Origin of the sequence: Syntrophotalea acetylenica (genome assembly GCF_001888165.1) — a bacterium.
Classification (GTDB): Bacteria; Desulfobacterota; Desulfuromonadia; order Desulfuromonadales; family Syntrophotaleaceae; genus Syntrophotalea; species Syntrophotalea acetylenica.
On record NZ_CP015455.1, the window covers coordinates 2,111,829 to 2,136,600 of the forward strand.

29 protein-coding genes are annotated in these 24,772 nt (G+C 59.9%); 28 read left to right on the forward strand and 1 reads right to left on the reverse strand.

Annotation, left to right across the window (positions count from 1 at the left end):
• Positions 1 to 21: 21 nt before the first annotated feature.
• A complete protein-coding gene (locus A6070_RS09745) occupies positions 22 to 360 on the reverse strand; it encodes a cupin domain-containing protein (RefSeq protein ID WP_072285574.1) in 339 nt (112 codons plus the stop codon).
• 627 nt (positions 361 to 987) lie between these two features.
• Between A6070_RS09745 and A6070_RS09750 the strand changes: the two genes are divergently transcribed.
• The 28 genes from A6070_RS09750 to A6070_RS09890 all read left to right on the forward strand — a co-directional run bounded on the left by A6070_RS09750 (position 988) and on the right by A6070_RS09890 (position 24,753).
• Positions 988 to 1,761, forward strand: a complete 774-nt coding sequence (locus tag A6070_RS09750; RefSeq protein ID WP_072285575.1) for a motility protein A — start codon at positions 988 to 990, stop codon at positions 1,759 to 1,761.
• Positions 1,762 to 1,763: 2 nt separating this feature from the next.
• Positions 1,764 to 2,507, forward strand: coding sequence for an OmpA/MotB family protein (locus A6070_RS09755; RefSeq protein ID WP_072285576.1), 744 nt, complete (start codon positions 1,764 to 1,766; stop codon positions 2,505 to 2,507).
• An 18-nt stretch (positions 2,508 to 2,525) separates the two neighbouring features.
• On the forward strand, positions 2,526 to 3,032 hold the full coding sequence (locus A6070_RS09760; RefSeq protein WP_072285577.1) for a flagellar basal body-associated FliL family protein: 507 nt from the start codon (positions 2,526 to 2,528) through the stop codon (positions 3,030 to 3,032).
• A gap of 10 nt (positions 3,033 to 3,042) precedes the next feature.
• Positions 3,043 to 4,053, forward strand: coding sequence for a flagellar motor switch protein FliM (locus A6070_RS09765; RefSeq protein WP_072285578.1), 1,011 nt, complete (start codon positions 3,043 to 3,045; stop codon positions 4,051 to 4,053).
• Positions 4,054 to 4,063: 10 nt separating this feature from the next.
• A complete protein-coding gene (gene fliN / locus A6070_RS09770) occupies positions 4,064 to 4,375 on the forward strand; it encodes a flagellar motor switch protein FliN (RefSeq protein ID WP_072285579.1) in 312 nt (103 codons plus the stop codon).
• Complete coding sequence (fliO, locus tag A6070_RS09775; RefSeq protein ID WP_072285580.1) at positions 4,372 to 4,776, forward strand: flagellar biosynthetic protein FliO; 405 nt, start codon at positions 4,372 to 4,374, stop codon at positions 4,774 to 4,776. Before fliN ends, fliO begins: the two co-directional genes overlap by 4 nt.
• Positions 4,773 to 5,516 (forward strand): flagellar type III secretion system pore protein FliP, encoded by a 744-nt coding sequence (gene fliP / locus A6070_RS09780; RefSeq protein ID WP_072285581.1) that lies wholly within the window; start codon positions 4,773 to 4,775, stop codon positions 5,514 to 5,516. Before fliO ends, fliP begins: the two co-directional genes overlap by 4 nt.
• A gap of 65 nt (positions 5,517 to 5,581) precedes the next feature.
• Positions 5,582 to 5,851 (forward strand): flagellar biosynthesis protein FliQ, encoded by a 270-nt coding sequence (gene fliQ / locus A6070_RS09785; protein ID WP_072285582.1) that lies wholly within the window; start codon positions 5,582 to 5,584, stop codon positions 5,849 to 5,851.
• Positions 5,851 to 6,627 (forward strand): flagellar biosynthetic protein FliR, encoded by a 777-nt coding sequence (gene fliR, locus A6070_RS09790; RefSeq protein WP_072285583.1) that lies wholly within the window; start codon positions 5,851 to 5,853, stop codon positions 6,625 to 6,627. Before fliQ ends, fliR begins: the two co-directional genes overlap by 1 nt.
• Positions 6,628 to 6,643: 16 nt before the next feature.
• Complete coding sequence (flhB, locus tag A6070_RS09795) at positions 6,644 to 7,699, forward strand: flagellar biosynthesis protein FlhB (protein WP_072285584.1); 1,056 nt, start codon at positions 6,644 to 6,646, stop codon at positions 7,697 to 7,699.
• A 57-nt stretch (positions 7,700 to 7,756) separates the two neighbouring features.
• A complete protein-coding gene (gene flhA, locus A6070_RS09800; protein ID WP_072285585.1) occupies positions 7,757 to 9,841 on the forward strand; it encodes a flagellar biosynthesis protein FlhA in 2,085 nt (694 codons plus the stop codon).
• Positions 9,831 to 11,087 (forward strand): flagellar biosynthesis protein FlhF, encoded by a 1,257-nt coding sequence (gene flhF / locus A6070_RS09805; protein WP_072285586.1) that lies wholly within the window; start codon positions 9,831 to 9,833, stop codon positions 11,085 to 11,087. The genes flhA and flhF overlap by 11 nt, the downstream gene beginning before the upstream one ends.
• A complete protein-coding gene (locus A6070_RS09810) occupies positions 11,084 to 11,995 on the forward strand; it encodes a MinD/ParA family protein (protein ID WP_072285587.1) in 912 nt (303 codons plus the stop codon). The genes flhF and A6070_RS09810 overlap by 4 nt, the downstream gene beginning before the upstream one ends.
• Positions 11,992 to 12,759 (forward strand): FliA/WhiG family RNA polymerase sigma factor, encoded by a 768-nt coding sequence (locus A6070_RS09815; RefSeq protein WP_072285588.1) that lies wholly within the window; start codon positions 11,992 to 11,994, stop codon positions 12,757 to 12,759. Before A6070_RS09810 ends, A6070_RS09815 begins: the two co-directional genes overlap by 4 nt.
• Positions 12,760 to 12,764: 5 nt before the next feature.
• Positions 12,765 to 13,157 (forward strand): hypothetical protein, encoded by a 393-nt coding sequence (locus A6070_RS15410; protein ID WP_072285589.1) that lies wholly within the window; start codon positions 12,765 to 12,767, stop codon positions 13,155 to 13,157.
• Positions 13,158 to 13,191: 34 nt separating this feature from the next.
• Positions 13,192 to 13,929 (forward strand): flagellar hook-basal body protein, encoded by a 738-nt coding sequence (locus A6070_RS09825; RefSeq protein WP_072285590.1) that lies wholly within the window; start codon positions 13,192 to 13,194, stop codon positions 13,927 to 13,929.
• 100 nt (positions 13,930 to 14,029) lie between these two features.
• Positions 14,030 to 14,815, forward strand: a complete 786-nt coding sequence (gene flgG / locus A6070_RS09830) for a flagellar basal-body rod protein FlgG (protein ID WP_072285591.1) — start codon at positions 14,030 to 14,032, stop codon at positions 14,813 to 14,815.
• Positions 14,816 to 14,828: 13 nt separating this feature from the next.
• The gene (gene flgA, locus A6070_RS09835) at positions 14,829 to 15,548 is read left to right on the forward strand and encodes a flagellar basal body P-ring formation chaperone FlgA (protein ID WP_158513964.1); all 720 of its coding nucleotides are present in this window, start codon (positions 14,829 to 14,831) and stop codon (positions 15,546 to 15,548) included.
• Position 15,549: 1 nt separating this feature from the next.
• The gene (locus A6070_RS09840) at positions 15,550 to 16,245 is read left to right on the forward strand and encodes a flagellar basal body L-ring protein FlgH (protein ID WP_072285593.1); all 696 of its coding nucleotides are present in this window, start codon (positions 15,550 to 15,552) and stop codon (positions 16,243 to 16,245) included.
• Between the two features lie 226 nt (positions 16,246 to 16,471).
• On the forward strand, positions 16,472 to 17,536 hold the full coding sequence (locus A6070_RS09850; RefSeq protein ID WP_236718931.1) for a flagellar basal body P-ring protein FlgI: 1,065 nt from the start codon (positions 16,472 to 16,474) through the stop codon (positions 17,534 to 17,536).
• A gap of 227 nt (positions 17,537 to 17,763) precedes the next feature.
• Positions 17,764 to 18,186, forward strand: a complete 423-nt coding sequence (locus A6070_RS09855; RefSeq protein ID WP_072502075.1) for a rod-binding protein — start codon at positions 17,764 to 17,766, stop codon at positions 18,184 to 18,186.
• Between the two features lie 228 nt (positions 18,187 to 18,414).
• Positions 18,415 to 18,714: a flagellar biosynthesis anti-sigma factor FlgM gene (gene flgM, locus A6070_RS09860; RefSeq protein ID WP_072285596.1), complete on the forward strand. Its 300-nt coding sequence runs from the start codon at positions 18,415 to 18,417 to the stop codon at positions 18,712 to 18,714.
• The gene (locus A6070_RS09865; protein ID WP_072285597.1) at positions 18,711 to 19,070 is read left to right on the forward strand and encodes a hypothetical protein; all 360 of its coding nucleotides are present in this window, start codon (positions 18,711 to 18,713) and stop codon (positions 19,068 to 19,070) included. Before flgM ends, A6070_RS09865 begins: the two co-directional genes overlap by 4 nt.
• Before the next feature lies 1 nt (position 19,071).
• Entirely contained in the window at positions 19,072 to 20,463 is a 1,392-nt protein-coding gene (gene flgK, locus A6070_RS09870) for a flagellar hook-associated protein FlgK (protein WP_072285598.1), read from the forward strand.
• A 74-nt stretch (positions 20,464 to 20,537) separates the two neighbouring features.
• The gene (gene flgL / locus A6070_RS09875; RefSeq protein WP_072285599.1) at positions 20,538 to 21,428 is read left to right on the forward strand and encodes a flagellar hook-associated protein FlgL; all 891 of its coding nucleotides are present in this window, start codon (positions 20,538 to 20,540) and stop codon (positions 21,426 to 21,428) included.
• A 114-nt stretch (positions 21,429 to 21,542) separates the two neighbouring features.
• Entirely contained in the window at positions 21,543 to 21,782 is a 240-nt protein-coding gene (gene csrA, locus A6070_RS09880) for a carbon storage regulator CsrA (protein ID WP_072285600.1), read from the forward strand.
• Complete coding sequence (locus A6070_RS09885) at positions 21,779 to 22,201, forward strand: flagellar assembly protein FliW (RefSeq protein WP_072285601.1); 423 nt, start codon at positions 21,779 to 21,781, stop codon at positions 22,199 to 22,201. The genes csrA and A6070_RS09885 overlap by 4 nt, the downstream gene beginning before the upstream one ends.
• 59 nt (positions 22,202 to 22,260) lie before the next feature.
• Positions 22,261 to 24,753, forward strand: a complete 2,493-nt coding sequence (locus tag A6070_RS09890; protein WP_158513965.1) for a motility associated factor glycosyltransferase family protein — start codon at positions 22,261 to 22,263, stop codon at positions 24,751 to 24,753.
• Positions 24,754 to 24,772 lie beyond the last annotated feature (19 nt).

A 24,772-nucleotide genomic window follows, 5' to 3' on the forward strand; every position in this document is an offset into this window, starting at 1 on the left:
GTATGGACAAGGCGATGATACTTACAGCAGCCGGGTCGATTCCGTCGGACGGGGTATTTTGGCGACCAGAATCCTGAGAACCGAGGTGCCCTGGTTGTACCAGCAATGGGGTATCTTCGCCGGGCTGTCGATCAGGGTATCGCGCCCGACCTCCTGCTTCTCATCCCCGATCTCCACCACCCCGCGCCCTTCCAGAACATAAAAAACCACGTCGACGGGGGTAATGTGTTTTTTCAGGGACTCGCCCGGTTCGAGGGTAATGTGCATGACCTGGGCGTGTTCCGAATCATGCAGTTTGCTGACTTTTACGCGGTGCGGATTCTCGACAAGAGCTGCCGTTTTGACATCAACGATTTTCATGGCGTTGCCTTTCGTCTGAATGTTTCCGGAAAGAGGCGTCACAGGCTGTTATGGTTCCGCCGTTTTAAGCCCATCATAGCCGAAATCGACCGCGAGACATTTGACGCGCGTCAAGTTTCGGCGTTTCGCGATCCTTGAATCCGGTGCGGCATGATCCCGGTCCGGCAAAAATCGTGATCGCAACAGGGTGCCCACCATGATCGGCGCGGGGTAAAGGCAACCCCGGGACCTGCTCCTGTTTTTATCGCCCTGACGGTCGGCATCGTCATTCGGGTCATGAATCTGACCCGTACACCCCGCCTATGCTTCAAAGCGACCGCCCGGATCGATGCCCGGGGATGCGCCGGGGGCGACGGTTCTCATCGTCAAAATCCTGACAAAACCGGCTTGCGCAGACCACTTGCGTGGCCGACTTCTGCACCGGTTTCGCGAAAAAACCCATCATACTGGAATAAAGAACCTTTAAATATTTAATAAATCAACGTTTTTGCTCCACCAATCCACCCGGACAAACGGCTTTCAGCAGCTGGCACGCTCCTTGCGAAAAGCCCCCGTGACACATTCGGCGAACTGGCCGGCCAGCGGCAGGCAGCGCCCGGATTCATATTTACTTCACCGGGGGACACCATGGACTTCTCAACCATCGCCGGTATCGCGGCGGCTTTCATCCTCATGATTCTGGCCATTGCCTCCGGCGGAGGCGTCACCCTGTTCATCGATCCCCCTTCGGCCATGATCGTTATCGGCGGCACCATCGGCACCACCCTGGTGCACTACACCTTCAAGGACATGATGGGCACCGTTTCGGTTGTCAAAAAAGCCTTTTTTACCCACCGTTTCTCGTCGACGGATCGCATCGCCCAGATCATCAATTACGCCGGCAAGGCCCGCAAGGAGGGGATCCTTTCCCTGCAATCGGTGACCAAGGAGGTCGATGATCCGTTTTTCCTCAAAGGTCTGCAGATGGCCGTCGACGGCCAGGAACCGGAAAAACTCAAGGAGATGCTCGACCGGGAGATCGAGTATCTGGAGGAGCGCCACGACCGGGGCTCGGAGATCATGGTGGCCATGGGCACCTACGCCCCGGCGATGGGCATGATCGGCACCCTGATCGGCCTGGTGCAGATGCTGCAGACCATGAACGACCCCTCGACCATCGGGCCGGCCATGGCGGTGGCGCTACTGACCACCTTCTACGGCTCGGTCATCGCCAACATCATCTGCCTGCCGGTGTCCGGCAAGCTCAAGAACCGCTCGGCGGAAGAGGTCCTGGACAAAACCCTGATTGCCGAAGGCATGCGCTCCATTCTCGAGGGAGAGAACCCGCGGGTTCTGGAACATCGCCTGCACGCCTTCGTGGCACCCAGGGACCGTCAATCCCACTTCGGCAAAAAGAAATAATCATGGCGCGAAAAAAACAGAAAAAACAGCCGGCGGGCGCTCCTGCCTGGATGGTGACCTACAGCGATATGGTGACCCTGCTGCTGACCTTCTTCGTGCTGCTGCTGTCCATGGCGAATCTGGACAAGCGCAAATTCTTTGACGCCCTGGGATCGCTGAAAGGCGCCTTCGGGTTCCTGCAGAGTTCCAGCGTCAGCGAAATCAACAAGCCGCAGGTCATCAGCTACGCGCCGATGGATGACGATTACGTGAGCCGGCTTTACAACCGGGTACAGGCCATGCTGACCCGCCTGCGCATCGACCGGGATATCGACCTGGTGCAGGACCGGGGAGCCGTCATCCTGCGCGTCAAGGACGCCATCCTGTTCGAAGCCGGCAGCACTACCCTGCGGCCGGAAGCCGGCCCGGTCCTGCGGGAAATCGCCGGCCTGGTCCAGCCGCTGCCGCTGCTGCTGCGCATCGAAGGACACACCGACGACCAGCCGCCCTCCGATCCGGCCGTCACCAACTGGGACATCTCGGTACAGCGTGCGGTGACGGTCCTTAAATTTTTCGCCGCCGAAGACCTTCTGCCACTGGACCGCCTGTCGGCGGTCGGTTACGGGGACCGGCGGCCGGTGGCTCCCAACCTTGGCAACGAGCAAAAAGCTCTCAATCGACGGGTGGAGTTCGTTCTGGAAAACCTCAACCAGTACCAGGATAAACTCCCTTACCTGATCGACGCGGCGGATCAACTTCCATTTTAACCTGCAAGGACACGCATCATGGCGGAAAAGGATTTTCAGCAAGACGGCCCGGTTTCCGGAAAAAACAGCAAGAACCTCATCCTCATCGGCGTCCTCGGCCTACTGCTGCTGGCCGCTATCGGTGTGGCCGCCTATATGATGGGCAGGGCCAGCACGCCGGCGGCGGAGCCGCCATCGGAGGTTGGTACCGAGACCGCACCGAATGCAGGCACCAAGGTGCTGAGCGGCCTGATGGTGGAGATCGAGCCGTTCATCGTAAACATCCTCGATGTCGAAGGCACCCGCTACCTCAAGGCGGCCATCACCCTGGAGGTGGACAGCGAGCTGGCCATGAAGGAGGCCGGCGAGCGCATGCCCCAGATTCGCGACGCGATTCTGCTGTTGATGAGCAACAAAACCTTTAGTGAAATGTCGGATCTGCAAGGCAAGCTGCAACTGCGAGCTGAGCTTTTGTCCAGAATCAACAGCTTTTTCCGCAAAGGCAAGGTCCAGAAGATCTATTTCACCGAATTCGTCGTTCAGTAAGGGGCGATGCGTGGAACGTATTCTTTCCAAAGAGGAAATCGCCGAACTGCTGTCGGCAGTGCATGACGGGGAAATCCCGCTGCGCGATGAAGAACCGGATGCGCCCGCCCAGACCCGGCGCGAAGTGTCCAGCCTGAACCTGGTCGCCTTGCAGGGGCCGCGGCATTGCAAGATTGAGAATTTCGATCTGATTCTCGACACCATGGCGCGGCACCTCGGCATTTCCCTCACCAACCGTCTGCAACGCAGTATCGGCGTACGCCGCGGCATCATGGAAGTCTATGAATACGACGCCTTTCTGCAGCAGCTCGCCGGCCGTGACGCGCTGGGAGTCATCCGTCTCGATCCCCTGCGCTGGCGCGGCGTGATCATCTTCCGGGAGCGGCTGTCGTTTTACCTGCTGGAGTACCTGCTGGGCGGCGCGCCGGACGTGGAGCTGAGCCTGCCGGGCCGCCCCCTGACCGTCATCGAGTCCAACGTTTTGCGCAACACCATCGCCGATGCCTGTCTGGATCTGAACAAAACCTTTTCTCCGGTGGAGAAGCTCGAAAGCACGCTGGTCAAAATCGAAAGCTCGACACGGCTGATCAATATCGTTCCCGGCGACGCTTCGGTGCTGGCGGCGCGCTTCGTCGTCAGCGGACAGAATCTCGAAGACGAGATTATCCTGGTGCTGCCCATGGCGATGCTCGACCCGCTGAAGGAAAAGATGCGCGCCCGCACGGCGGTATTTCCCGAAAGCCAGGACCGCCCCTGGCAGGCGATGCTGGAGCAGGAGATCCAGCTGATGGATGTCGAACTCACCGCCCGGCTGGCAAGCCTCAATCTGACGGTACGGGACATCCTCAATTTTCAGGTGGGGGACATCCTCGATCTGGGCTGCGCACCATCCAGCCCTTTGCAGATCCGCGCCGCCGGACAGCCCAAATTCCAGGCCATGGCCGGCACCCATCAGGGGATGAAGGCGGTGTGCATCACCGGCCGCATCCAGCGCCCCCCTATTCCGACCAAGATTCCCTAGCGAGGACACCATGCCTACCGAAGAAAAAGTCCAGAACAACAATCCGCCGACTTCCACGGAAATCCGCGACCTAGGATTTCTGCTCGACATCCCTTTGGAGGTTTCCGTCGAGATCGGCTCCACCCGCATGCCCATCAAGGATCTGCTGCAACTGCAGGAAGGCAGCATTATCGAGCTGGACAAACTGGCCGGCGAACCGCTGGACCTGTATGTCAATTCCCGGCTTATCGCCCGCGGCGAGGCGGTCATGGTCAAGGACCGCTACGGGCTGCGCCTGACAGACGTGGTGAGCCCCGCCGAGCGCCTGGAGAATCTCGGATGAGCCTGCGCTTCGCCTGTCTGATGATTCTGACGCTGCCGCTTGTTGCACAAGCGGGAGAAACGGCGGCGCTGCCCGCCGCCGGAGGGTTGCGGATGTGGGCCGGGCTGGCCGTGGTGATGGCACTGATTCTGCTGCTGTATGCCGCCGCCCAGCGCTGGCTGCGCTGGCCGACCGGCGGTCGCTCCGGCGTGATCCGAATCCGTGAAACCCGCCCTCTGGGCCCAAAAAAATACCTGTATCTGGTGCAGGTGCGAGACCGGGAGCTATTGCTTGGCGTCACGGCGGAGCGCATCTGCCTGCTGAACGACGCCCCCCTGCCGGATGGCGATGAGCCTGTCGATGGCGCCGAAAACCAAATCTTTTCTCAAATGCTGCGCAAGCGTCTGAAGGAGCGGCCATGAAACATGTCGCCCTGCTGACAGCGTTGCTGCTGTCGCTGGCCGGCGCCGCGCTCGCCGACCCTTTGCCGGCCATCAGCATCGGCATCGGCCAGGCCGGCGGTCAGCCACCACCGTCGACGCTGATGCAGATTCTGCTGATCATGACGGTACTGTCGGTGGCGCCGGCCATTCTGCTGATGACCACCGCATTCGTGCGCCTGGCCATCGTGCTGTCTTTTCTGCGGCAGGCGATGGGCACCCAGCAGATGCCGCCCAATCAGATCATCATCGGGCTGGCGCTGTTTCTGACCTTTTTCATCATGGCGCCGGTTTTCAACCAGATCAACGCGCAGGCCGTGCAACCCTACCTGGCGCAGAAAATCGACCAGAAACAGGCCCTGAATCTGGCCGTGGGGCCGATGCGCCGCTTCATGTTCGCCCAGACCTCGGAAAAGGAACTTGAACTGCTGATGGAGATTTCCGGCCATCCGGATCCGGCCAACCAGCAGGAAGTGCCCACCCTGACGCTGATACCGGCCTTCATGCTGTCCGAACTCAAGCGCGCCTTCCAGATCGGCTTCATGGTGTATATCCCGTTTCTGGTCATCGACATGATCGTGGCTTCGGTACTGATGTCCATGGGCATGATGATGCTTCCGCCGGTCATCATCTCCCTGCCTTTCAAACTGTTGCTGTTTGTTCTGGTCGATGGCTGGACCCTTATCGTCGGTTCCCTGGTGCAGAGCTTTCACATGCTTTGATCCGGTTGCATCCGCACGCCGCGGATGGAAACCGGCCCAGGATACGCCAGGAAGGATCAACTTGCATGTCCCCGGAATTCGCCATATCCCTCGGCCGCCAGGCCATTGAAACGGTCCTGATGCTCTCCGCGCCGCTGCTTCTGGCCGGCATGCTGGTCGGTCTGCTGGTAAGCGTTTTTCAGGCGGCAACCCAGATCAACGAGCAGACCATGACCTTCATCCCCAAAATCGTCGCGGTGTTTGTGACCCTGCTGATCTGCTCCCCCTGGATGATCCGTGTGCTGGTGTCCTTTACCCGGGATATTTTCAACCAGATCCCGACCCTGGGCGGCTGATGCGCATCGAACTGCTTCCCCTCGAAACCCTCCAGGCTTTTCTGGTGTGCGCGGCCCGGGTCGCCGCCCTGTTCAGCGCCCTGCCGGTATTCGGAAGCGCCCAGGTGCCGATGCGGATAAGAGTGGCACTTGCCGTGACCATCGCCATGGTGGTGTTTCCGGTACTGCCGCGGCTGCTCCCCGCCACCCCTCTGGCCCCTGTCGGCCTCGGCCTGCTGCTGGCCCGGGAAGCCCTGGTCGGTTTCATGATCGGCTACATCGCCCGCCTGGTCTTCATCGCGGTGGAGTTTGGCGGCGCCATCATCGGTTATCAGATGGGCTTTGCCGCCGCCAACGTGTTCGATCCGACGAGCCAGAATCAGATATCCCTGATTTCGCAATTCCAGAACGTGTTTGCGATTCTCATTTTCCTGGCTTTCGATATCCATCACCTGTTTCTGCGGCTGATCGCCGATTCCTACCGACTGCTCCCCGCCGGAGAGATGAACCTGGGGGGCGAAGCCGCGCTGTTCCTGTCGCGCCTGACCGGCGAGATGTTTGTTCTGGCGGTCAGATTCAGCGCTCCGGTGCTTGTCGTGCTGCTGCTGTCGGGACTGGCCCTCGGCCTGATGGCGCGCATTTTTCAGCAACTCAACGTTTTCATGCTGTCCTTTCCGGTCAATATCGGCGTCTCGTTCATTTCCATCGGCCTGACACTGCAACTGCTGGCGGTGATGCTGAATCGGGAATTCGCCGCTCTGCCGGAGCGTTTTCACACCTTGCTGAACCTGCTTTAACGGCGGAGAGACACTCTTGGCGGATTCGGATCAGGAACGCACGGAACAGGCCACAGCCAAGCGGCGCACGGATTTCCGCAAAAAAGGCCAGGTGGCGCAAAGCAGAGAAGTCCATACTGCCGCCCTGATGACTGGCATGCTGCTGCTGTGGATGTTTTACGCCCCGCGTTTCTGGCGTTCCCTGCAAGGCATTCTTGGTCACTTGTGGAGCATTGCCGGCGATTTCGAAGTCACGCCGGTGGCAACCGTGATGCTGTTCGGCCGCATTGCCGGGCAGATGGCCCGGCTTCTGGCGCCGGTTCTGCTAACCACCCTGGTTGTCGGATTCCTGTCGAGCTATCTGCAGATCGGCTGGCTGTTCACCACCGAACCGATGGCGCCGAAACTGTCGAAGCTCAACCCGGTCAGCGGCCTGAGCCGCATCTTTTCCAGGCGCGCCATCATCGAGGTGGTCAAATCCCTGCTCAAGGTATTGCTGGTGGGAGTGGTCTCCTACAAGGTCATCATCTCGGAATTCGGACAGGCTCTCGACCTGGTCGACATGGATATCCGGGATACCGTCGGATTTCTGGCAAGCATGGCCGGACGTATCCTGCTGCGCGCCTGCGGCATCATGATCCTGCTGGCCCTGTTCGACTTTCTGTTCGTGCGCTGGGAGATGGAACAGAAAATGAAAATGACCAAGCAGGAACAGAAGGAAGAGCACAAGGAGAGCGAAGGGGATCCGCAGATCAAGTCGCGCATCCGCTCTTTGCAGTTTCAGGCTGCCCGGCGCCGCATGATGGCGGAGGTGCCCAAGGCCGACGTGATCATCACCAACCCGACGCATTTATCCGTCGCCCTGGCCTATGATCGCAGCCGCATGAACGCGCCGCAGGTGGTGGCCAAGGGCGCCGACGCCGTCGCCATGCGCATCCGCGAAATCGCCCGCGAGCACAGGGTGCCGCTGGTGGAAAACAAACCCGTCGCCCGCGCCCTGTTCAAGATCGAACTCGGCAGGGAGGTGCCGGAAGAGATGTTTGCTGCGGTCGCGGAAATACTGGCCTACGTTTACGGACTTAAAAAACGTTGAACAGGCGTTAGACAACTGACAACTGACAACTGACAACCGACAACCGATAGGTTTCAAATGCTTGATCACTACAGAAAACTGGACTGGAAAAACCTGCTGCTGCGCAGCGACGTGATGGTGGCGGTCGGACTGGTGGCCATTCTGATGGTCATGATTCTGCCGCTGCCGTCCTTCATGCTGGACATATTCCTGTCACTCAACATCACCCTGGGGCTGCTGATCCTGATCATCTGCCTGTACACCAACAAGGCCCTGGAGTTTGCTCTGTTCCCCTCGGTGCTGCTCGCCACCACCCTGTTCCGCCTGTCCCTGAACGTGGCTTCGACCCGCCTGATTCTGCTGCGGGGCAACGAGGGTCCGGCGGCGGCGGGTTCGGTCATCCAGTCCTTCGGGCAGTTCGTGGTCGGCGGCAACTACGTGGTCGGCGTGGTGGTGTTCGTCATCCTGGTGGTCATCAACTTCATGGTCATCACCAAAGGGGCCGGGCGCGTGGCCGAGGTGGCGGCCCGCTTCACCCTGGATGCCATGCCCGGCAAGCAGATGGCGATCGACGCCGATCTCAATGCCGGCTTGCTGTCCGAAACCCAGGCCCGCGACCGGCGCAAGGAAATCGCCGCCGAGGCCACCTTTTACGGCGCCATGGACGGCGCCAGCAAATTTGTCAAGGGCGACGCCATTGCCGGCATCATCATCACCCTGATCAACATCGGCGCGGGCTTCATCATCGGCGTGGTGCAAAAGGGCATGCCAGCCGCGGCAGCGGCCGAAACCTACACCATCCTTACCGTTGGCGACGGCCTGGTGGGGCAGATCCCGGCCCTGATCATCTCCACCGCCGCCGGCATCCTCGTCACCCGCACCGCCGGCGATGAGGATTTCGGCGGTGCCCTCAAATCCCAGTTCACCATTCATCCCCAGGCACTGTGGGTGGTATCCGGCATCCTGCTGGCCTTCGCCCTGATTCCGGGCCTGCCGACCCTGCCCTTTCTGCTGATTTCCGCCGGCCTGGCCTTCACCGCCCACAGGGTTCAGAAATCCCTGGCGGAACAGGAAATCGAGCGTTACCGGGAAGAACGTCAGCCCCAGGCCGCGAAGGAGGAAAACTACGAGGAAATGTTGTCCGTCGACCTGTTGGAACTGGAGGTCGGCTACGGCCTGATTCCGCTGGTGGACGCCAACCAGAACGGCGAACTGCTGCCACGCATCAAGTCGATCCGCAAACAGTTCGCGCTGGAGTTCGGCTTCATCATCCCCCCCATTCACATCAAGGACAACCTGCAGCTCAAACCCAACGAATACGCGGTGCTCCTGAAGAACATGCGCATCGCCGGCGGCGAGATCCTGCCCAATCATCACCTGGCCATGAATCCGGGGATCGCCACCGAAACCCTCAAGGGGGTGCCGACCACGGAACCGGCCTTCGGCCTGCCGGCCACCTGGATCGGCGAGGATCTCAGGGAACGGGCGCAGATCGCCGGTTACACGGTGGTCGACGGCCATACCGTGATTACCACCCACATCACGGAAATCATCAAACGCCACGCGCACGAACTGATCGGCCGCCAAGAGGTACAGAACTTGCTAGACAACCTTGGCAAGAGCTATCCGAAACTGGTTGAAGAGTTGACGCCCAACCCCCTGCCGCTGGGATGCATTATGAAGGTTCTGCAGAATCTGCTTCGCGAACAGGTCTCGATCCGGGACTTGCGCACCATCCTGGAGATTCTGGCCGACTGGGGAAGCGCCACCAGGGATCCCGACCTGCTCACCGAACAGGTGCGCCAGGGCATGGCCCGCGCCATAAGCGGCCGCCACGTCCGGGACGGCGAACTGCTGGAATTGATGACCCTGGACCAGCAGCTCGAGGAGACCATCGAACAATCGGTGCATCGTACCAACGAAGGCAGTTATCTGGCCCTTGATCCCGGTACCGCCCAGGCGTTTCTGGAGAGTCTGGGCGGCGTCATGCAGTCTCTCGGCGGCGGCTCCACGCCGGTTCTTTTGTGTCCGCCAACGATTCGACCGCATGTCAAGCGCTTGACCGAACGCTACCTGCCCAACCTGGTGTGCCTGTCCCATAACGAGATCGCCCCTCACCTCAGGGTGCAATCGGTAGGAACGGTGAGTATCAATGCTGGTTAGAGTGTTTGAAGCCGAAACCATGGCCCTGGCCCTGAAAAAGGTCAAGGAAGCCCTGGGCCCGGATGCCCTGATCCTGTCAACCCGCACGGTGCGCAAGAGCGGGCTGGGAGTATTCCGCAAGCCGCTGTGCGAGGTCACCGCGGCCATCGACTCGGCGGATACCGAGTCCTTCTCCGAACCACAGGCCAAACCCGGCATCGTACCGGCGGCGGAGATGGACGAGTTGAGCTACCAGGATCTGTGGCGGCAGCCGGAAACACAGCCACAGCCGAAGCCGGCGACCGCCGCCAGCGTCCCCCGGCAGCCTGAGGACAGTCTCAGGGATGTGCGCAACGAAATCGATGAACTCAAGGCTCTCGTGCGGCAGCTGGCCAGGCCCTCCGAACCGGCACCGCCCGGGCCGGCGATCGCGGCAGCCGCGCCAAGGAAACGGCCAGCCGGAACCGAGGTACAGGAGATGGGGCTGCTGCAGAACGAACTGGAGCGCCTCGGCATCAGCGGTGAAGCGGCCGCGACCCTGGAACAGTATGCCTGGGAGAATCTTTCCCCCCGCCAGCTTGGCGACCCGCAGGGGATTCGCGAATTTCTGTCCGACGCCATCGGCCGGCTGGTCCATGTCAGCGGCGCCGTCCGCATCGCGCCGGGGCGCCAGAAGCGCGTTGCGCTGGTCGGCCCCACCGGGGTGGGGAAAACCACCACCATCGCTAAAATGGCCGCCGGACAATTGCTCAAGGGGGTCGGCCGCGTGGCCCTGATCACTATCGACACCTACCGCATCGCCGCCGTGGAACAGCTTAAGGTTTATGGGGAAATCATGCATATCCCCGTCGAGGTGGTCACCACCCCGGAGCAGCTGCACCAGGCCCTGAGCCGACACGCAGACAAGGAACTCATCCTTATCGACACCGCCGGACGCAGCCCCCGCGATGACATGAGCATCGCCGAACTGGCCGCCTTTCTGGGCAAGGCCGAAACGGAAAACCATCTGGTCGTATCCGCGACCACCCGCGACCGGGAGCTTGCCGAGACGGTGCAGCGTTTCAGCCGCATTCCCCTGCACAGCCTGGTTTTCACCAAGCTGGACGAGTGCGAGCAGTGCGGCGCGCTGCTCAACCTGTCCCTGACCCGGCAGTTGCCCCTGTCCTACCTGACCTTCGGACAGCGGGTGCCGGAAGATTTCATGGAAGCGGATGTCGAAGCCATTACCGGCTTCATCACCGGCAGTTACCGAGAGAAGGCCGTATGAACACGCAATACGAGCATGCCGATCAGGCTGAAACCTTGCGTTCCCTGAAGGAACTGCATGCTGAAACGGAAGGGATCCGCCACGCCCTGCCGCCGGCGCGCGTTATCGCCGTGGCCAGTGGCAAAGGCGGGGTGGGAAAAACCGCCGTGGTGGCCAACACGGCCTACGCCCTGGCGCAACTCGGGAAAAAGGTGCTGATCATCGACGCAGATCTGGGACTGGCCAACATCGACGTGGTATTCGGCCTCAATCCGCGCTACAACCTCAACCATTTTTTCGAAGGCCTCAAGAGCCTGGAAGAAATCATGGTCGAAGGCCCCTGGGGGATCAAGATCCTGCCTGCCGGCAGCGGGGTGCAGCAGTTCACGCATCTCGATGCCCGGCAACGCATGCGCCTGATTGAAGACCTCGACGGCCTGCAGGAAGAATTCGACGTGGTGCTGATCGATACCGAGGCGGGTATTTCCGAAAACGTCACCTACTTCACCGTCGCCGCCCAGGAAACCATCATCATCGCCAGCCCCGAACCGACGGCCATCACCGATGCCTACGCCCTGATGAAACTGCTCTCCACCCGTTACCACCAGAAGCAGTTTCAACTGATCGTCAACTCGGTAAGCGGCACCGGAGAAGGGCTCGATGTCTACCAGAAACTGACCACGGTGGCCAACCGCTACCTTTCCATAAGCATCGATTATCTGGGCTGCATACCTTTCGACAAGCGCCTGCGGGAATCGATCCGCCGGCAAAGCCCCATGGTCGAGCTGTATCCGGGCAGCAAAACCAGCCAGGCGTTCACCGCCTTTGCCCGCTACATCATGGACGCGCCGCCGGATGTGCTGCCCAAGGGCACGCTGCAGTTTTTCTGGAAACGTCTGCTGGCCGCCGGCGAAAGGGGCATGCCATGAGTCTCGGACCCGCTTACGCTCCCGTCAGAGCCGAGGAAAAGGACCGTCTGATCAAAAGCCACCTGCACATGGTGAGTTTTCTGACCGAACGCATGGTCAGCCAGGTTCCGGCCTTCATGACGCGCGAAGACATTGCCAGCGCCGCCATGGTGGGGCTGGTCGACGCTGCCAACCGCTTCAAACCCAGTATGGGAGTGCTTTTCAAAACCTTTGCCGAGAAGCGCATGCGCGGCGCGGTGCTGGACGAAGTTCGCCGCATGGACTGGTTTTCGCGCTCCATGCGCCAGAAACAATCGCGGGTCTGCCACGCCATCGAAAGTCTGGAAAAGCGTTTGGGGCGTCCGCCGGAGGAAGCGGAGGTCGCCACCGAAATGGACATGAGCCTTGACGCCTACCGTCAACTGCTCGGCGAGGTCAGCTACCTGGGCTGCGTCAGCCTGCACGAGACAATCGAAGACACGGCCGACGGCCCCAGCCTGCTCGACAGCATCGAAGATCCGAACAGCCCGTGCCCGGTGGAGATGATCGAAAACAGTCAGCTCACCCAGGAACTGGCGCGTCAGATTGACCGGCTCACCGAGAAGGAACGTCTGGTCGTGTCCCTGCTCTACTATGAAGAACTCAGCCAGAAAGAGATCGCCGAGGTCATGGAACTCTCCGAGGGACGTGTGTCACAGCTGCACAGCCAGGCACTGCTCAAACTGCGGACCTGCATCAGGCGGGCGCAGGGCGACGCGGCCGCGCAGCTCCACCCGGTACGCTGATTCCGATGTCGCCATTGCTGATCGTGCTCATACTTGCAGCCCTGCTCGGACTGGCCGGGGTCGGCGTCGCCGTGACGCTGGCACTGCGACTGCGGCGCCTTGAACGGCAGCTGCACCGGGAGACACCGGCAGCGGAACCGTGCTCCGCGTTCCAGGCGCCCCTGCTGCAGGCGGCCCTCAGCGAACGCTTGCACCGCAACCCCTTCCACCGCGCCGTGCCGGACCGCTACAAACTGGCCGCCGATCTGCTGGGCCAGGGGATGACGGCCCAGCAGATCGCCGATCTGCTGGGACTGCCCCCAGCGGAGGTGCGACAGCTTGTGAATCTGAGCAAAATCAACCGATCGCGCCCCGATGCGGCAAAGGCCCCTAAAGAAATGGCGCCGTTCGGTCGATAAAAGATTATCGATCCGAAAACCAAGACGAGGCCCTATGAATCGAGGAACCTATATCGCCCTGTCAGGGGCCATTGTCCGTCAGAGAATGATGGACACCGTCAGCAACAACCTGGCCAACAACGAAACCGTCGGCTTCAAAAAAGGCCAGTCGGTGTTCAAGGTCATGCTTGAGAGAGCCGCCACCGGGGATACGGTGGAACGGGTCAACCTCGCAGAGATCGAGGAGGGGTTTACCGATTTTTCCCAGGGCAACCTGTCGCCTTCCGGCGTGCCGACACACATCGCCATCCAGGGCGAAGGCCTTTTCAAAGTGCTGAACGATGACGGCCGCATGTATTACACCCGCCAGGGCAATCTGCGCCTCGACAGCGAAGGGCGCCTGATCAACTCTCAGGGCATGTCCCTGGCCGGCGAGGACGGACGCCCCATCGTGCTGGCCGATCCCGAAATCACCATCACCGAAGACGGCACCATCCAGCAGAAGGACGGGCAGCGAACCCGCATCCCCCTGTATACCTTCGACGATTATTCCGTGCTGATCCGCCAGGGGGGAGGACAGTTCAGCGTACCCGAAGGGCGCGAACAGGAACTGGAGGTGCGGGTTGAAGAGCCGCACATCTTTCAGGGACAACTGGAAGGCTCGAACGTCAACCTCATGCAGGAAATGAATCACATGGTCGAGTCGACACGCATTTTCGAGGCCTGCCAGAAAATGCTCAAGACCTACCACACCCTGGCTTCGGAAGCCAACAAGCTCGGCAGTCTGGGATAAGACGAACCGTCCGAAACAAAGTCATTTCCGAATTTCCCCCACGCGGCCGCGCTGTCGCGACCCGGGGCAGCAAGCGCCAAGGCGCAAAGGAGTCTGCAGTATGATCAGGGCGTTATGGACATCGGCCACAGGCATGGAAGCCCAGCAGATCAACATGGATGTGATCGCCCACAACTTGGCCAACGTCAACAGCGCCGGCTTCAAAAAAAGCCGCGCCGATTTCCAGGACATCCTCTACCAGACCGTCAAAATGGCCGGCACCAGCAGCGACTCCGGCGTGGAGCAGCCCACCAGTGTGCAGGTCGGCCTCGGCAGCCGTGTCGCCTCCATCCAGAAGGTCTTCACCACCGGCGATTTCCAGCAGACCGGCAACGATCTCGATGTCGCCATCGAGGGCGCCGGATTTTTCCAGGTCACCCTGGCCAACGGCGATGCCGCCTATACCCGCGCCGGCGCCTTCAAAAAGGATGGTACCGGAAGGCTCGTAACGTCGGACGGCTATCCACTGTCGCCGGAGATCATCATTCCCGAAAACGCTACCCGGGTATCCATCGGCAGTTACGGCTCGGTGGAGGTGATGCTCGACGGCGAGAGTACGCCGACTCAAGTCGGCACCATTACCCTGGCCCGCTTCAGCAACCCGGCCGGCCTCAACGCCATCGGCCACAACCTCTACACCGAAACCCCGACCACCGGCGCCCCGGTGACCGGCAATCCCGGCGAAGACGGTTTCGGCAGCCTCTCTCAGGGTTTTCTGGAAGGCTCCAACGTCAGCATCATGGAAGAGATGGTCAACATGATCGCAGGCCAGCGCGCCTACGAAATCAACTCCAAAGCCATCAAGACCGCCGACGAGATGCTGCAGATGACCAACAACCTCGTATAAAAGGATGCGCCGAATGTCCGTGGCTCGACCTATGGCAGTGCTCATGGCTTTCCTGATGACCCTGAACTTCCCCGCAACGGCCAGCGCCGCCGGAACGGCAAAGGTCGATGACGCGAAAGTGCGCGAAATCCTGACCGGCTATCTGCAGCGGCAGCAAAAACGTTATCCCGGCGCCGAAATCCGCCTGCGGGATATTCAGCGCATCACGCCGTTTGCCGTTCCCTCCGGACGCCTGCACTGGGAAGTCACCCCATCCAGCCCCCGCTTGCTCGACAGCCGCCGCTTCAACCTGATATTGCGGGCGAATGGCCGGGTCGTCAAAAACATGACCCTGTATGCCGACCTGGAAGCGCTGGCGCCGGTGGCGGTGGCTACCACCGATCTGCCGCGAGGCGCCATCCTCGACCACGAAGATATCAACATGGTCACCATGGACCTGGCGGGGCTGCGCTCCCCCTGTCTTGACGCGGAAGCCCTGATCGGCAAGAAGTTGCGGCGTCCGATGCGCATGGGTTCCGCCTTTAGCGGAACCTGGATCGACACACCGCCCCTGGTAAAACGGGGCGAGATGGTCACCATCACCGCCAGCACGGGTCCCCTGACCGTTACGGCAAAAGGTCTGGCGCAGGAAAACGGCGCCGAGGACGATACCATCCGGGTCAAAAACATCAGCTCCCAAAGAGAGCTTTTCTGCCGGGTGACGGCACCCTCTTCCGTGGAAGTGGAGTTTTGACATGAAATTCGCGCTGCGCCACTGGGCCCTTCTCGCCATGCTGATGTCGATGACCGGCTGTTCCAACGCACGCATCGCCGAGCAACAGGGCTACCATCGGCAGATCGCCGCGCGCCACGTTCAGCCGGAACAACCCGCGGCCCCCGGATCCCTGTGGACCGAAGGCCGCGGCAGCCTGTTCCGGGACAACAAGGCCCGGCACGTGGGGGATATCGTTACCGTGGCCATTTACGAACAGGCCAGCGCCAGCAAGGAGGCCAGCACCGCCACCGGCCGTTCCAGCAGCATGTCCGCGGGCCTTACCAACCTGTTCGGCATCGAAGGCAATATCGCCAATCTCAACAGGTTCATCGATCCGGCCAGCCTGGTCAATACCAGCTATCAAAACGATTTCGACGGTTCCGGCAGCACCTCGCGCAAGGAAGACCTGGTCGCCACCCTCACCGCCCAGGTTATCGAGGAACTGCCCAACGGCAACCTCTGCATCGCCGGCGGCAAGACGGTGACCGTCAACAACGAGGACCAGATCATTCTGCTGGAAGGCATTATCCGCCCGTCGGACATCAACTCCCAGAACGTGGTCAACTCCAAGCACATACTGGATGCCAAAATCGCCTATACCGGCAAAGGCGTAATCAGCGACAAGCAGCGCCCCGGCTGGATGACCCGCGTGCTGGATCATATCTGGCCGTTTTAAGGTAAAAGGTTCGAGGCCCGAGGCCCGAGGCCCGAGGCCCGAGGTTCGAGGTTCGAGGTTCGAGGTTCGAGGTTCGAGGTTCGAGGTTCGAGGTTCGAGGTTCGAGGTTCGAGGTTCGAGGTTCGAGGTTTGAGGTTCGAGGTTCGAGGTTCAAAACTTACAGCTATCCGTTCCAAGGATTCCGATTATGTTTCGACATACGCTTGCCCTGCTCTGCTCCGGCTTGATGCTGTGTGCCTTTTGCACACCGGCCGGCGCGACCCGCATCAAGGATATTGCCCGGCTGCAGGGGGTGCGCAGCAATCAGCTGGTCGGCTACGGTCTGGTGGTCGGCCTCAATGGCAGCGGCGACAGTGCCAGCACCGAGTTTACGGTCCGTTCCCTGGTCAACATGATGGAACGCCTCGGGGTCACCGTGAATGCCAACGACGTCAAGGTCGACAATGTGGCTGCGGTTATCGTCACGGCGGAATTGCCCCCATTTTCGAAGACCGGATCGGCCATCGACGTGCTGGTCTCCTCGATCGGCGACGCCGACAGCCTGGTCGGCGGCAGCCTGCTGATGACCCCCCTGAAAGGCCCCGACGGCCAGGTGTACGCCGTCGCCCAGGGCCCTCTGGCGGTGGGCGGTTTGGCGTTTGGCGGCAAAGCCGCCACCGTGCAGAAAAACCATCCCACGGTGGGGCGCATCCCCGGCGGCGCGCTGGTGGAACGGGAAGTGCCCTTCGCCCTCGATCCCGGCGGTAAGCTTGAATATCAGCTTTCCATGCCGGATTTCACCACGGTCAAACGCATGGCCGAAGCCATCAACAACCATTTCAAACAACCGCTGGCCCACCCCAGGGACAGCGGCAGCCTGCAGATCCACATCCCCGAGGACGAGCGGGGCCGGCTGGTGAACTTTATTGCCCGTCTGGAAAGTCTTGCCATCCGGCCGGACAGCATGGCGCGCATCGTGGTCAACGAAAAAACCGGCACCATCGTCATGGGCGAGGACGTCCGCATCGCCACCGTCGCCGTCTCCCACGGCAATCTCAACCTGGTGATCAGCGAACACGACCAGGTATCCCAGCCCATGCCCTTTTCCCGGGGGGAAACCGTGGTAGTTCCCGATACCACCGTCGAAGCCACCGAGGAAGCCGGCAACCTGGTAGTGATGGAAATGGGGGTCAGCATCGGCGACGTCGCCCGGGCACTCAACGCCATCGGCGCCACCCCCCGCGACCTCATCGCCATCTTCCAGGCGATCAGGGCCGCCGGCGCGCTGCATGCGGAACTGGTCGTTCTGTAAAAGCGTCAGCCCCTAACGCGTCGCCCCAGCAGCGAAAGTTGCCAGTTGGCGCGACGCTCCTCCATCAAAGGGTTTTCCGCGTCCCGCAAACCGCGCCCAGGATTTTTGCTTCCACCTTTGGCCTCGGGCCTCGAACCTTTCCCCTAAACCTTTCCTCTTGTTGTGCCGAAAAGATATCAAGGCACGAAACATCGTCCGCTATCGACCTTTTGACGGGAGTCTGCCGCATGACCAACACCTTTAATCCTGCTGTCGCTGCTACCGCTTTTGGTGGGCAATCCCGGAATATCTCATCGAATAAAAAGGATGAGGTCGCGAGCCTGCGCAAAAGCTGTCAGGATTTTGAAGCCATCATGCTCAAGAGCCTCCTCAAGGAGATGCGTTCCACGGTACCCAGGGACGGCCTGCTGGACCAGGGCAACGACCAGGAGATGTTCCGGGATCTGATGGATCAGGAAGTGGCCACGCAAATCGCGCGCAGCCAGGGTATCGGCATCGCGGATAGCCTTTTCAGGCAGCTGAGCAAAAACCTTAAATCGGCCCGGGGGACTGATGTGCGGTTGGAGCGGATTTTTTTCAGAAAAAGATCTAAAGTATTCGCGCAACCTGCCGATATGAAGATCAAAGCCCCTTTCAGCCGGGCCAGTTAGTATCCATCCGGAAACTCCGGATGGATACAGCGTAGTTTTCAAATGGGAAACGAGCAATTTTTCAGTGTGGCAAGGAAATCAAGGGGTTGCGCGGAGGCGTACATCGGTACGCCGCACAAGCAAGCCTGCGGATTGACGCCGCCATCGCGGAAAAGGGCCGTTTCCGGATGAAAACCAGTTAGCGTCCCCGGCTGCGTAGAACCGGCTGCTACCACGGAGGGTAGGACCATGAGCATAAAAATCAACGGTAACGGCTTCAACGGCGTCGGCCCCGTCGATCGCCTCAAAAAAAACGACAAGCCCCGGAAAAACGAAAATGCCGGTACAACCGGACTCGATCGGGTCCAGTTCTCCTCGGTCATTTCCGAGGCCATCCGCGTCAGGGAAACGGCCGCAACGTCCGAAGCGGCGCGTGCCGAAAAGCTGCAGTCGCTCAAGGAGCAGATCGCCGAGGGCAGTTACCGTCCCGACGCCACAAAAGTCGCGGCCAGCCTGCTTAAATTTTTGGCGGACAACAAGGGTGAATGATGAACCGCGATCTTGAGCAGAAACTGCATCAGCTGCACGATCTGATCCTGCGGGAACGAGAGCATGCCAAGGCGCTGCGCATCGAGCAGATGCTGGCCACGGTGCGGGAAAAAGAGCAGCTGCTTGCCGGCATCGATCTGCAAAAGGCCGATCTCGCCGATGCACAGGTGCAGGAACTGGCCAGAACCGTGCGCGAGGAAAACCGCCGCAATGCCTACCTGTTTTGGGCAGCGTTGCGCTGGGTACGCGACCTGATGGGATTTTTCGGGCGGCACAGCTGCGACACCCTGTACGGTGCCGGCGCCGCCCCCCGCCAAGTCACCCACGGCGGCGCCCTGCTCTCGGGGAGGATCTGAGATGGGCCTTAGCGACGTTCTGAACATGGGAAAAACCAGCCTCGCCACCCATCAGACCCTGATGGAGGTGACCGGCAACAATATCGCCAACGTCAATAGCGAGGGCTATTCCCGGCAGAGCGTCGAACTCGGCACCGTCCCCGCCCTCAACTTTCGCGGGTTTCAGATCGGGCGCGGTGTCACCGCCAGCAACATCCTGCGGGCACAGGACACTTTTTTGAACCGTCAGATCCTGGATAAAAACAGCGCGCTCGGCGAGCAGGCGGCGCAGACCACGCCCCTGGCGGAGCTGGAAACCCTCTTCAACCTCGACGAGGACAACCTGAGCGCCCGAATCGACCGTTTTTTCGACAGCTGGGAGCAACTGTCCGTCACCCCCGACGGCAGCGTCGAACGCGACAGCGTGCTGCAGAATGCAACCCTGCTCGGCGACGCTTTTCATGCCATGTCCAATGATCTGGGCAAGCTGTCGCAACAGCTCGACAGCACCCTCGCCGACAGTCTCTCCGGCATCAATCAGAAACTGCGGCAGGTTGCCGATCTGAACCAGCGCGTTGCCACCGTCGAAGCCAGCGGTGTCAACGCCAACGCCGACCGCGACAGCCGCGATGCGCTGCTGGAAGAGCTTTCCTACAGTCTCGGCATCAAATCCTATGAAAACAAGGATGGCAGCATCGACGTGCAGCTGCAATCCGGCCTGCCTCTGGTCAGCGGCAATCAGGCCTTTGCCCTGGAAACCGTTGACAGCGCATCCGGCGCGGTTCTGCAGGTCAATCTCGGCACCAGTTCACGACCGGTCGACGCGAACAGCCTGGGGGGTGAATTCAAAGGCCTGACCACCCTGCGGGATGAATTCATTCCGCAGCTTATGGACAACCTCGATCAGCTGGCCTACAGCCTGGCAACCGAGGTCAATGGCCTGCACAGCGCCGGCACCGGTCTCGACGGCTCCACCGGGCAGGCTTTCTTCAGCCTGGCACCGAGCAGCGGAGACAATCCCTGGAGCGGTGCCGCCGCCAGTATCGAAACCGTCCTGACCGACAGCAGACAGATTGCCGCCGGACAATCCGCCGCCACCGGCGACAACCGCAACGCCCTGCTGATGGCGGCCCTCAAAGACGCCAAGGTCGTCGGCGGCGTTCACAGTTTCGGCACCTATTACGCCAGCATCGCTTCCGATGTCGGCCTCGAAAGCGCCCAGAACCAGCTTTCCGTATCCGGACTGGAAGATACCATGCTGCAGATGGAGAACCTGCGGGACGGCAAAACCGGCGTCTCCCTGGAAGAGGAAATGATCAACCTGATCCAATACCAGCGGGGATTCGAAGCTTCCGCCAAACTGTTGACCACCGTCGACGAAATGATGGATACCGTATTGTCCATCAAGCGCTGACCGTGGCCGCCACAGATTTTCCGGAATTCTCCTGACAGCGTGACGTTACCGCGACAGCCCTTGCGAGGCAGGCCATGAAAACCACCTTGACCGCAACCTACCGCACCCTCCAATCCCGCATAAACCGTTCAAGCGCCCGGCTCCAGCAATACCAGCAGATCGCCGCCAGCGGCATCAAGCTCAACAAGCCCTCGGATGATCCCTCCGCCGTGGCTCCGGTCATCAGCGCCGCCAGCCAGATCCGCAGCGGTGAGCGTTTTGCCAGCACCATCGCCTCGGCGGGCCTGCAGCTCGACAATCTCGATTCGACCATGGACCAGCTGGAAAACCTCATGGTGCGCGCCAGGGAACTGGTGCTGGCGACCGGCAACGGTTCCCTGGCCGAAGGCGACATCGACGCCTATGCGCAACAAATGAGCAGCCTGAAGCAGGAGCTGTACGATATTGCCAACACCCGGATTGAAGGCAAATACCTGTTTTCCGGGTACAGCACCGACACCATGCCTTTCCCCGACGCCGGCGCCCCGGACAATTACCAGGGCGACGCCAACCATATGGAATTGCAGATCGGCCCCGGTCAAAAAATCGTCACTAACCTGACCGGTGCCGAACTGTTCCAGGGTGACGGCGGTGGCACCAATCTTCTGGCTCTTCTCGGCGATCTGGAGCAAAACCTGATCGGCAACGATCCGCAGGCTGCGCTGGCCCGGCTCAGCGACCTGGAGGCCGGAGCCGACCAGGTGCGGGGATTGCGCGGCAAAATGGGCATCGCCGCATCACGCGCCGAGGAGGCCGGGGTGCGCATGCAGGAGTTCACCGACAGCATGGAAGCCCGGCTTGCCAGCTATCGGGAAGCCGACATTGTCGAAGCCTACTCCAATCTCGCCCAGCAGGAACAGGCCTTGCAAGCAGCACTGAGCGTGACGGCCAAAGTCAGCCAGTTGTCCATCCTCGACTACCTCTGAGCCGCCGCCAGGGCGATCCGACCCAGCCATACCGTCGCAGGCTCCGACTGAGAGCCGGCCGACATCCATCATGCGACCCTTGGAGAAGGGACCCGCGCAGCCAGGGAGGGCGAGATGCTGGTTCTGACCAGAAAACCCGGTGAGGGCATCGTCATCGGGGACGACATCAAGATCACCTTTATCGAAACCAAGGGGGCCGGCATCCGCATCGGCATCGAAGCCCCCGCCGGCAAAAAAATCTACCGTCAGGAAGTCTACGACCGCATCTGCCTTGAAAACAGGGAGGCCAGCCAGTGGAACCTTGCCGATCTCGACATGCTGACTTCAGCCATGGTGAAGAAGGAATCGTTATGAAACAAACCATCATGACACGCTTCGGCGAGGTCGAGTTCGATCCGCAAAACATCGTGCGGTTCGTCGAGGGAATGATCGGTTTCGAGAATCTGCATGATTTTATCGTCATGCCCAACCGCAAAAACGGCCCACTGTTCTGGATCCAGAGCGTCGAAGATCCGGATATCGCCTTCGTGCTGACCGATCCGACCAACTTTTTCCTCGACTACAAAGTGCTGCCCGACGGCCGGGAACGGGACAAGCTCGGCATCGGCAAGGACGATGAATGCCACGCCCTGGCCGTGGTCACGGTCCCGCCCGATCGCAAGGTGACCCTCAACCTCATGGCGCCGCTCCTGTTCGCCCCGGCCACCAACCGCGCCATTCAGGTGGTACTGGAAAACAGTCCGTACAAGACGCGGGAGCCGTTGCCGGTTTAGTGGCAAAGCCAGGCATACACCGATTTACTTTGCGTCCCACCGTAATCCAGGAGCATGTTTTGAGCATCCAGCCTGCCCATCAGCTCGGCCCTTTTATCGTCAATGAATACGGTGATCGATATCTCTACCCGGTGAACCGTGACACCTTCAAGCGGATCGGATCGCACACACTGTATAAAAGGCAATTCGGAGAGGGTTTTTTCCGGGAAAAAACCCTGCACATTATTGCCGGTACGGATTCCGGTCTGTTGTTGTCCTATCTTCTTAAAAACGGCTTGCCGGAAGGATCCCGATATCTCTTTGTCGAATTGCCTTGGATATTGGAGCGGTTGAACGCAGAAGGCGTACTGTCCAATCTGGACGAACGGACTGCCTGTGTCTGCGAACAAGACCTGCAAGACGGACTTGCCAGATTCCAGGTTTCAAACTATCTGTATACCGAACGCATCAACATCTGGAAATCCTTTGCCGGCAACGATGCCTTTTTGCCCGACTATCCAGATCTTTACTGGAGGATACGCAACACGGTCGATGCCATTGCGTGGCATACAAAAGTGGAGTTGGGCTCGCAGATATTCATTAAGCGCCAACTGGAAAATCTCGCTGACAACCGCGTGTCGGCCGCTTGCCTGAAAGGGGTTTTCACCGGCAAGACAGCCGTTCTGCTCGCCGGGGGTCCATCCCTCGACGAGATTCTCCCCTGGGTTCGGGAGAATCGTAAGAATTTGGTGGTTCTGGCCGTTTCCCGCATCGCTCGACGCCTGCAGCAAATCGGCCTCGTTCCGGACATCTTCTTTTCCGTTGACCCTCATGCGGTCAGCTTCGACGTCAGCAGGGAAATGCTTGACTTCGCAAACAAGAGCATCTTTATCAACAGCTATCATGTCTATCCGCCGTTACTGAGCCAATGGACGGGGCGAAGCCTGTATACTGGCGCACGTTTCCCCTGGGCGGAAAATGAAGGTGGAATAGCATTCGGCGCAGGTCCCACAGTTACCAATACTGCCTTTGCCATCGCCGTCACCATGGGCTTCAGCCAGATTATTCTGGCGGGCGTTGACCTCTGCTTCAGTCAAACCGGCCAATCTCACGCTAAAGGCAGCAATGAAAGCCTCGCCGGTCCCCAATTCAACCATTTCGACACCATGGTCGAGACCAACGACGGCTCCAGAGCCTTTACTCACCGAGCCATGGCTGAAGCTATCCCGACATTTGCTATGCAAGCCGGTTGCGCGCAGCGATCTGGATGCAGGACCATCAATCCTGCCGCAAAGGCAGCCCGTATTGACAATGTTTTCTATCACCCCTTAACCGAAATCTCTTTCGAGCCTTTACACGAGCCGGCCTTCGACATTTTGCAAAGCGTCCTGCCAGCAGACGACCCTGCCGCGCGGCTAAGGCATTACAGGGCGCTTCTGGAAAAGCTCTCGATGGCCCAAGCCAGAATCACGGCCATTCAGAAACTTGCCAACGACGGCTTGAAATGCAACGATGGCCTGTTCGGAAGGAATGGCTTAAAGCAGGACTTTAAATACAAGATTCGCATGGACAAGATCGAAAAAGCCCTGGCCCGGCCATCCCTGGCGCCTTATGCGGACCTGGTCAAAAAATACGGTTTGCGCCAGTTCGTGAACATTGCCAGGCCGGACACCGACCTTGAGTGGAGTGATGAGCAGATCGAGGCAACCGGCCGCATCTATTACGAAGCCTTTCGTGACGGCGCCCGGGAGCTGCAGAGTCTTTTGAAAAACGCCAGTCAGCGTGTTGAATTGCGTATTGCCGAAGAAAACCCACAGACTGATGCCGGCGTACTGGCCCGGTCCTGGCGTCAGTTCGGCGAACCCGGCCGCGTAAAGCTCTGGAAAAAACGGCAGGGCTTTGCCATGAACCACTCCCTGACATCTGCCTGTCCAGAAATCGAAAAACTGGAGGAGGAGTTCAAAACCCTCATGCACTGTCAGGATTCCGGTCACCTGCAACGCAGCTATCGCGATGCGGACCCATCCGTGGCACGCAGTAAAGCCCGCATACTCTTTAAGAACAAGGATCGCGACTCCCTGTCCGGCCTGGCCGAAGGTCTTGCCGTTATGAAACAGAAAGAGGCGTTGCCGGTACTGCACCTGGTCAGGGGATATCTCGCCGAGTTGTGCGAAAATCCAGCGGCGGCTTTCGATGCATACCACCAGGTCATCGAAACAGACTCCGCCATGGCCCGGGAAGACGCTTTAACAAGAATTGCCGCACTGTCTCTGGATCTGGGTGACGGACAAAATGCTTTACTGGCGCTGCAGTGCCTCTCGGCCATGACGCCGATTTATCTTGCACAGTATGCGGATCTGGCCAAATTGATGGGCCAGACGCAAACCGCCCTGAATGCCTACGCGGATTATCTTGAAACAGCTCCGGGGGATCCGGTCGTTTTGCTGAAGGTCGGGAAATTATATAAAGAGATTGAACAACGCGAGTCCGCAACAGCGGTTTTCGAGTATTTGTTGGCAAACGATCCTGAAAACAGGGATGCTCGCCTGCTGCTGAATGAACTGGTCACCTGAAGCGCCCAAAAACCGGATA

Coding starts and splice junctions, on each gene's coding strand:
- A6070_RS09885 (WP_072285601.1), top strand. CDS start 21,779: ATGAAACAAACCATCATGACACGCTTCGGCGAGGTCGAGTTCGATCCG.
- fliR (WP_072285583.1), top strand. CDS start 5,851: ATGCGCATCGAACTGCTTCCCCTCGAAACCCTCCAGGCTTTTCTGGTG.
- fliP (WP_072285581.1), top strand. CDS start 4,773: ATGAAACATGTCGCCCTGCTGACAGCGTTGCTGCTGTCGCTGGCCGGC.
- A6070_RS09745 (WP_072285574.1), bottom strand. CDS start 360: ATGAAAATCGTTGATGTCAAAACGGCAGCTCTTGTCGAGAATCCGCAC.
- A6070_RS09815 (WP_072285588.1), top strand. CDS start 11,992: ATGAGTCTCGGACCCGCTTACGCTCCCGTCAGAGCCGAGGAAAAGGAC.
- flgM (WP_072285596.1), top strand. CDS start 18,415: ATGAGCATAAAAATCAACGGTAACGGCTTCAACGGCGTCGGCCCCGTC.
- A6070_RS09840 (WP_072285593.1), top strand. CDS start 15,550: ATGAAATTCGCGCTGCGCCACTGGGCCCTTCTCGCCATGCTGATGTCG.
- A6070_RS09810 (WP_072285587.1), top strand. CDS start 11,084: ATGAACACGCAATACGAGCATGCCGATCAGGCTGAAACCTTGCGTTCC.
- A6070_RS09855 (WP_072502075.1), top strand. CDS start 17,764: ATGACCAACACCTTTAATCCTGCTGTCGCTGCTACCGCTTTTGGTGGG.
- A6070_RS09750 (WP_072285575.1), top strand. CDS start 988: ATGGACTTCTCAACCATCGCCGGTATCGCGGCGGCTTTCATCCTCATG.
- flhF (WP_072285586.1), top strand. CDS start 9,831: ATGCTGGTTAGAGTGTTTGAAGCCGAAACCATGGCCCTGGCCCTGAAA.
- flgL (WP_072285599.1), top strand. CDS start 20,538: ATGAAAACCACCTTGACCGCAACCTACCGCACCCTCCAATCCCGCATA.
- csrA (WP_072285600.1), top strand. CDS start 21,543: ATGCTGGTTCTGACCAGAAAACCCGGTGAGGGCATCGTCATCGGGGAC.
- A6070_RS15410 (WP_072285589.1), top strand. CDS start 12,765: ATGTCGCCATTGCTGATCGTGCTCATACTTGCAGCCCTGCTCGGACTG.
- A6070_RS09865 (WP_072285597.1), top strand. CDS start 18,711: ATGATGAACCGCGATCTTGAGCAGAAACTGCATCAGCTGCACGATCTG.
- fliN (WP_072285579.1), top strand. CDS start 4,064: ATGCCTACCGAAGAAAAAGTCCAGAACAACAATCCGCCGACTTCCACG.
- fliO (WP_072285580.1), top strand. CDS start 4,372: ATGAGCCTGCGCTTCGCCTGTCTGATGATTCTGACGCTGCCGCTTGTT.
- A6070_RS09755 (WP_072285576.1), top strand. CDS start 1,764: ATGGCGCGAAAAAAACAGAAAAAACAGCCGGCGGGCGCTCCTGCCTGG.
- A6070_RS09825 (WP_072285590.1), top strand. CDS start 13,192: ATGAATCGAGGAACCTATATCGCCCTGTCAGGGGCCATTGTCCGTCAG.
- A6070_RS09760 (WP_072285577.1), top strand. CDS start 2,526: ATGGCGGAAAAGGATTTTCAGCAAGACGGCCCGGTTTCCGGAAAAAAC.
- A6070_RS09850 (WP_236718931.1), top strand. CDS start 16,472: ATGCTGTGTGCCTTTTGCACACCGGCCGGCGCGACCCGCATCAAGGAT.
- flgA (WP_158513964.1), top strand. CDS start 14,829: ATGTCCGTGGCTCGACCTATGGCAGTGCTCATGGCTTTCCTGATGACC.
- flgG (WP_072285591.1), top strand. CDS start 14,030: ATGATCAGGGCGTTATGGACATCGGCCACAGGCATGGAAGCCCAGCAG.
- flgK (WP_072285598.1), top strand. CDS start 19,072: ATGGGCCTTAGCGACGTTCTGAACATGGGAAAAACCAGCCTCGCCACC.
- flhA (WP_072285585.1), top strand. CDS start 7,757: ATGCTTGATCACTACAGAAAACTGGACTGGAAAAACCTGCTGCTGCGC.
- fliQ (WP_072285582.1), top strand. CDS start 5,582: ATGTCCCCGGAATTCGCCATATCCCTCGGCCGCCAGGCCATTGAAACG.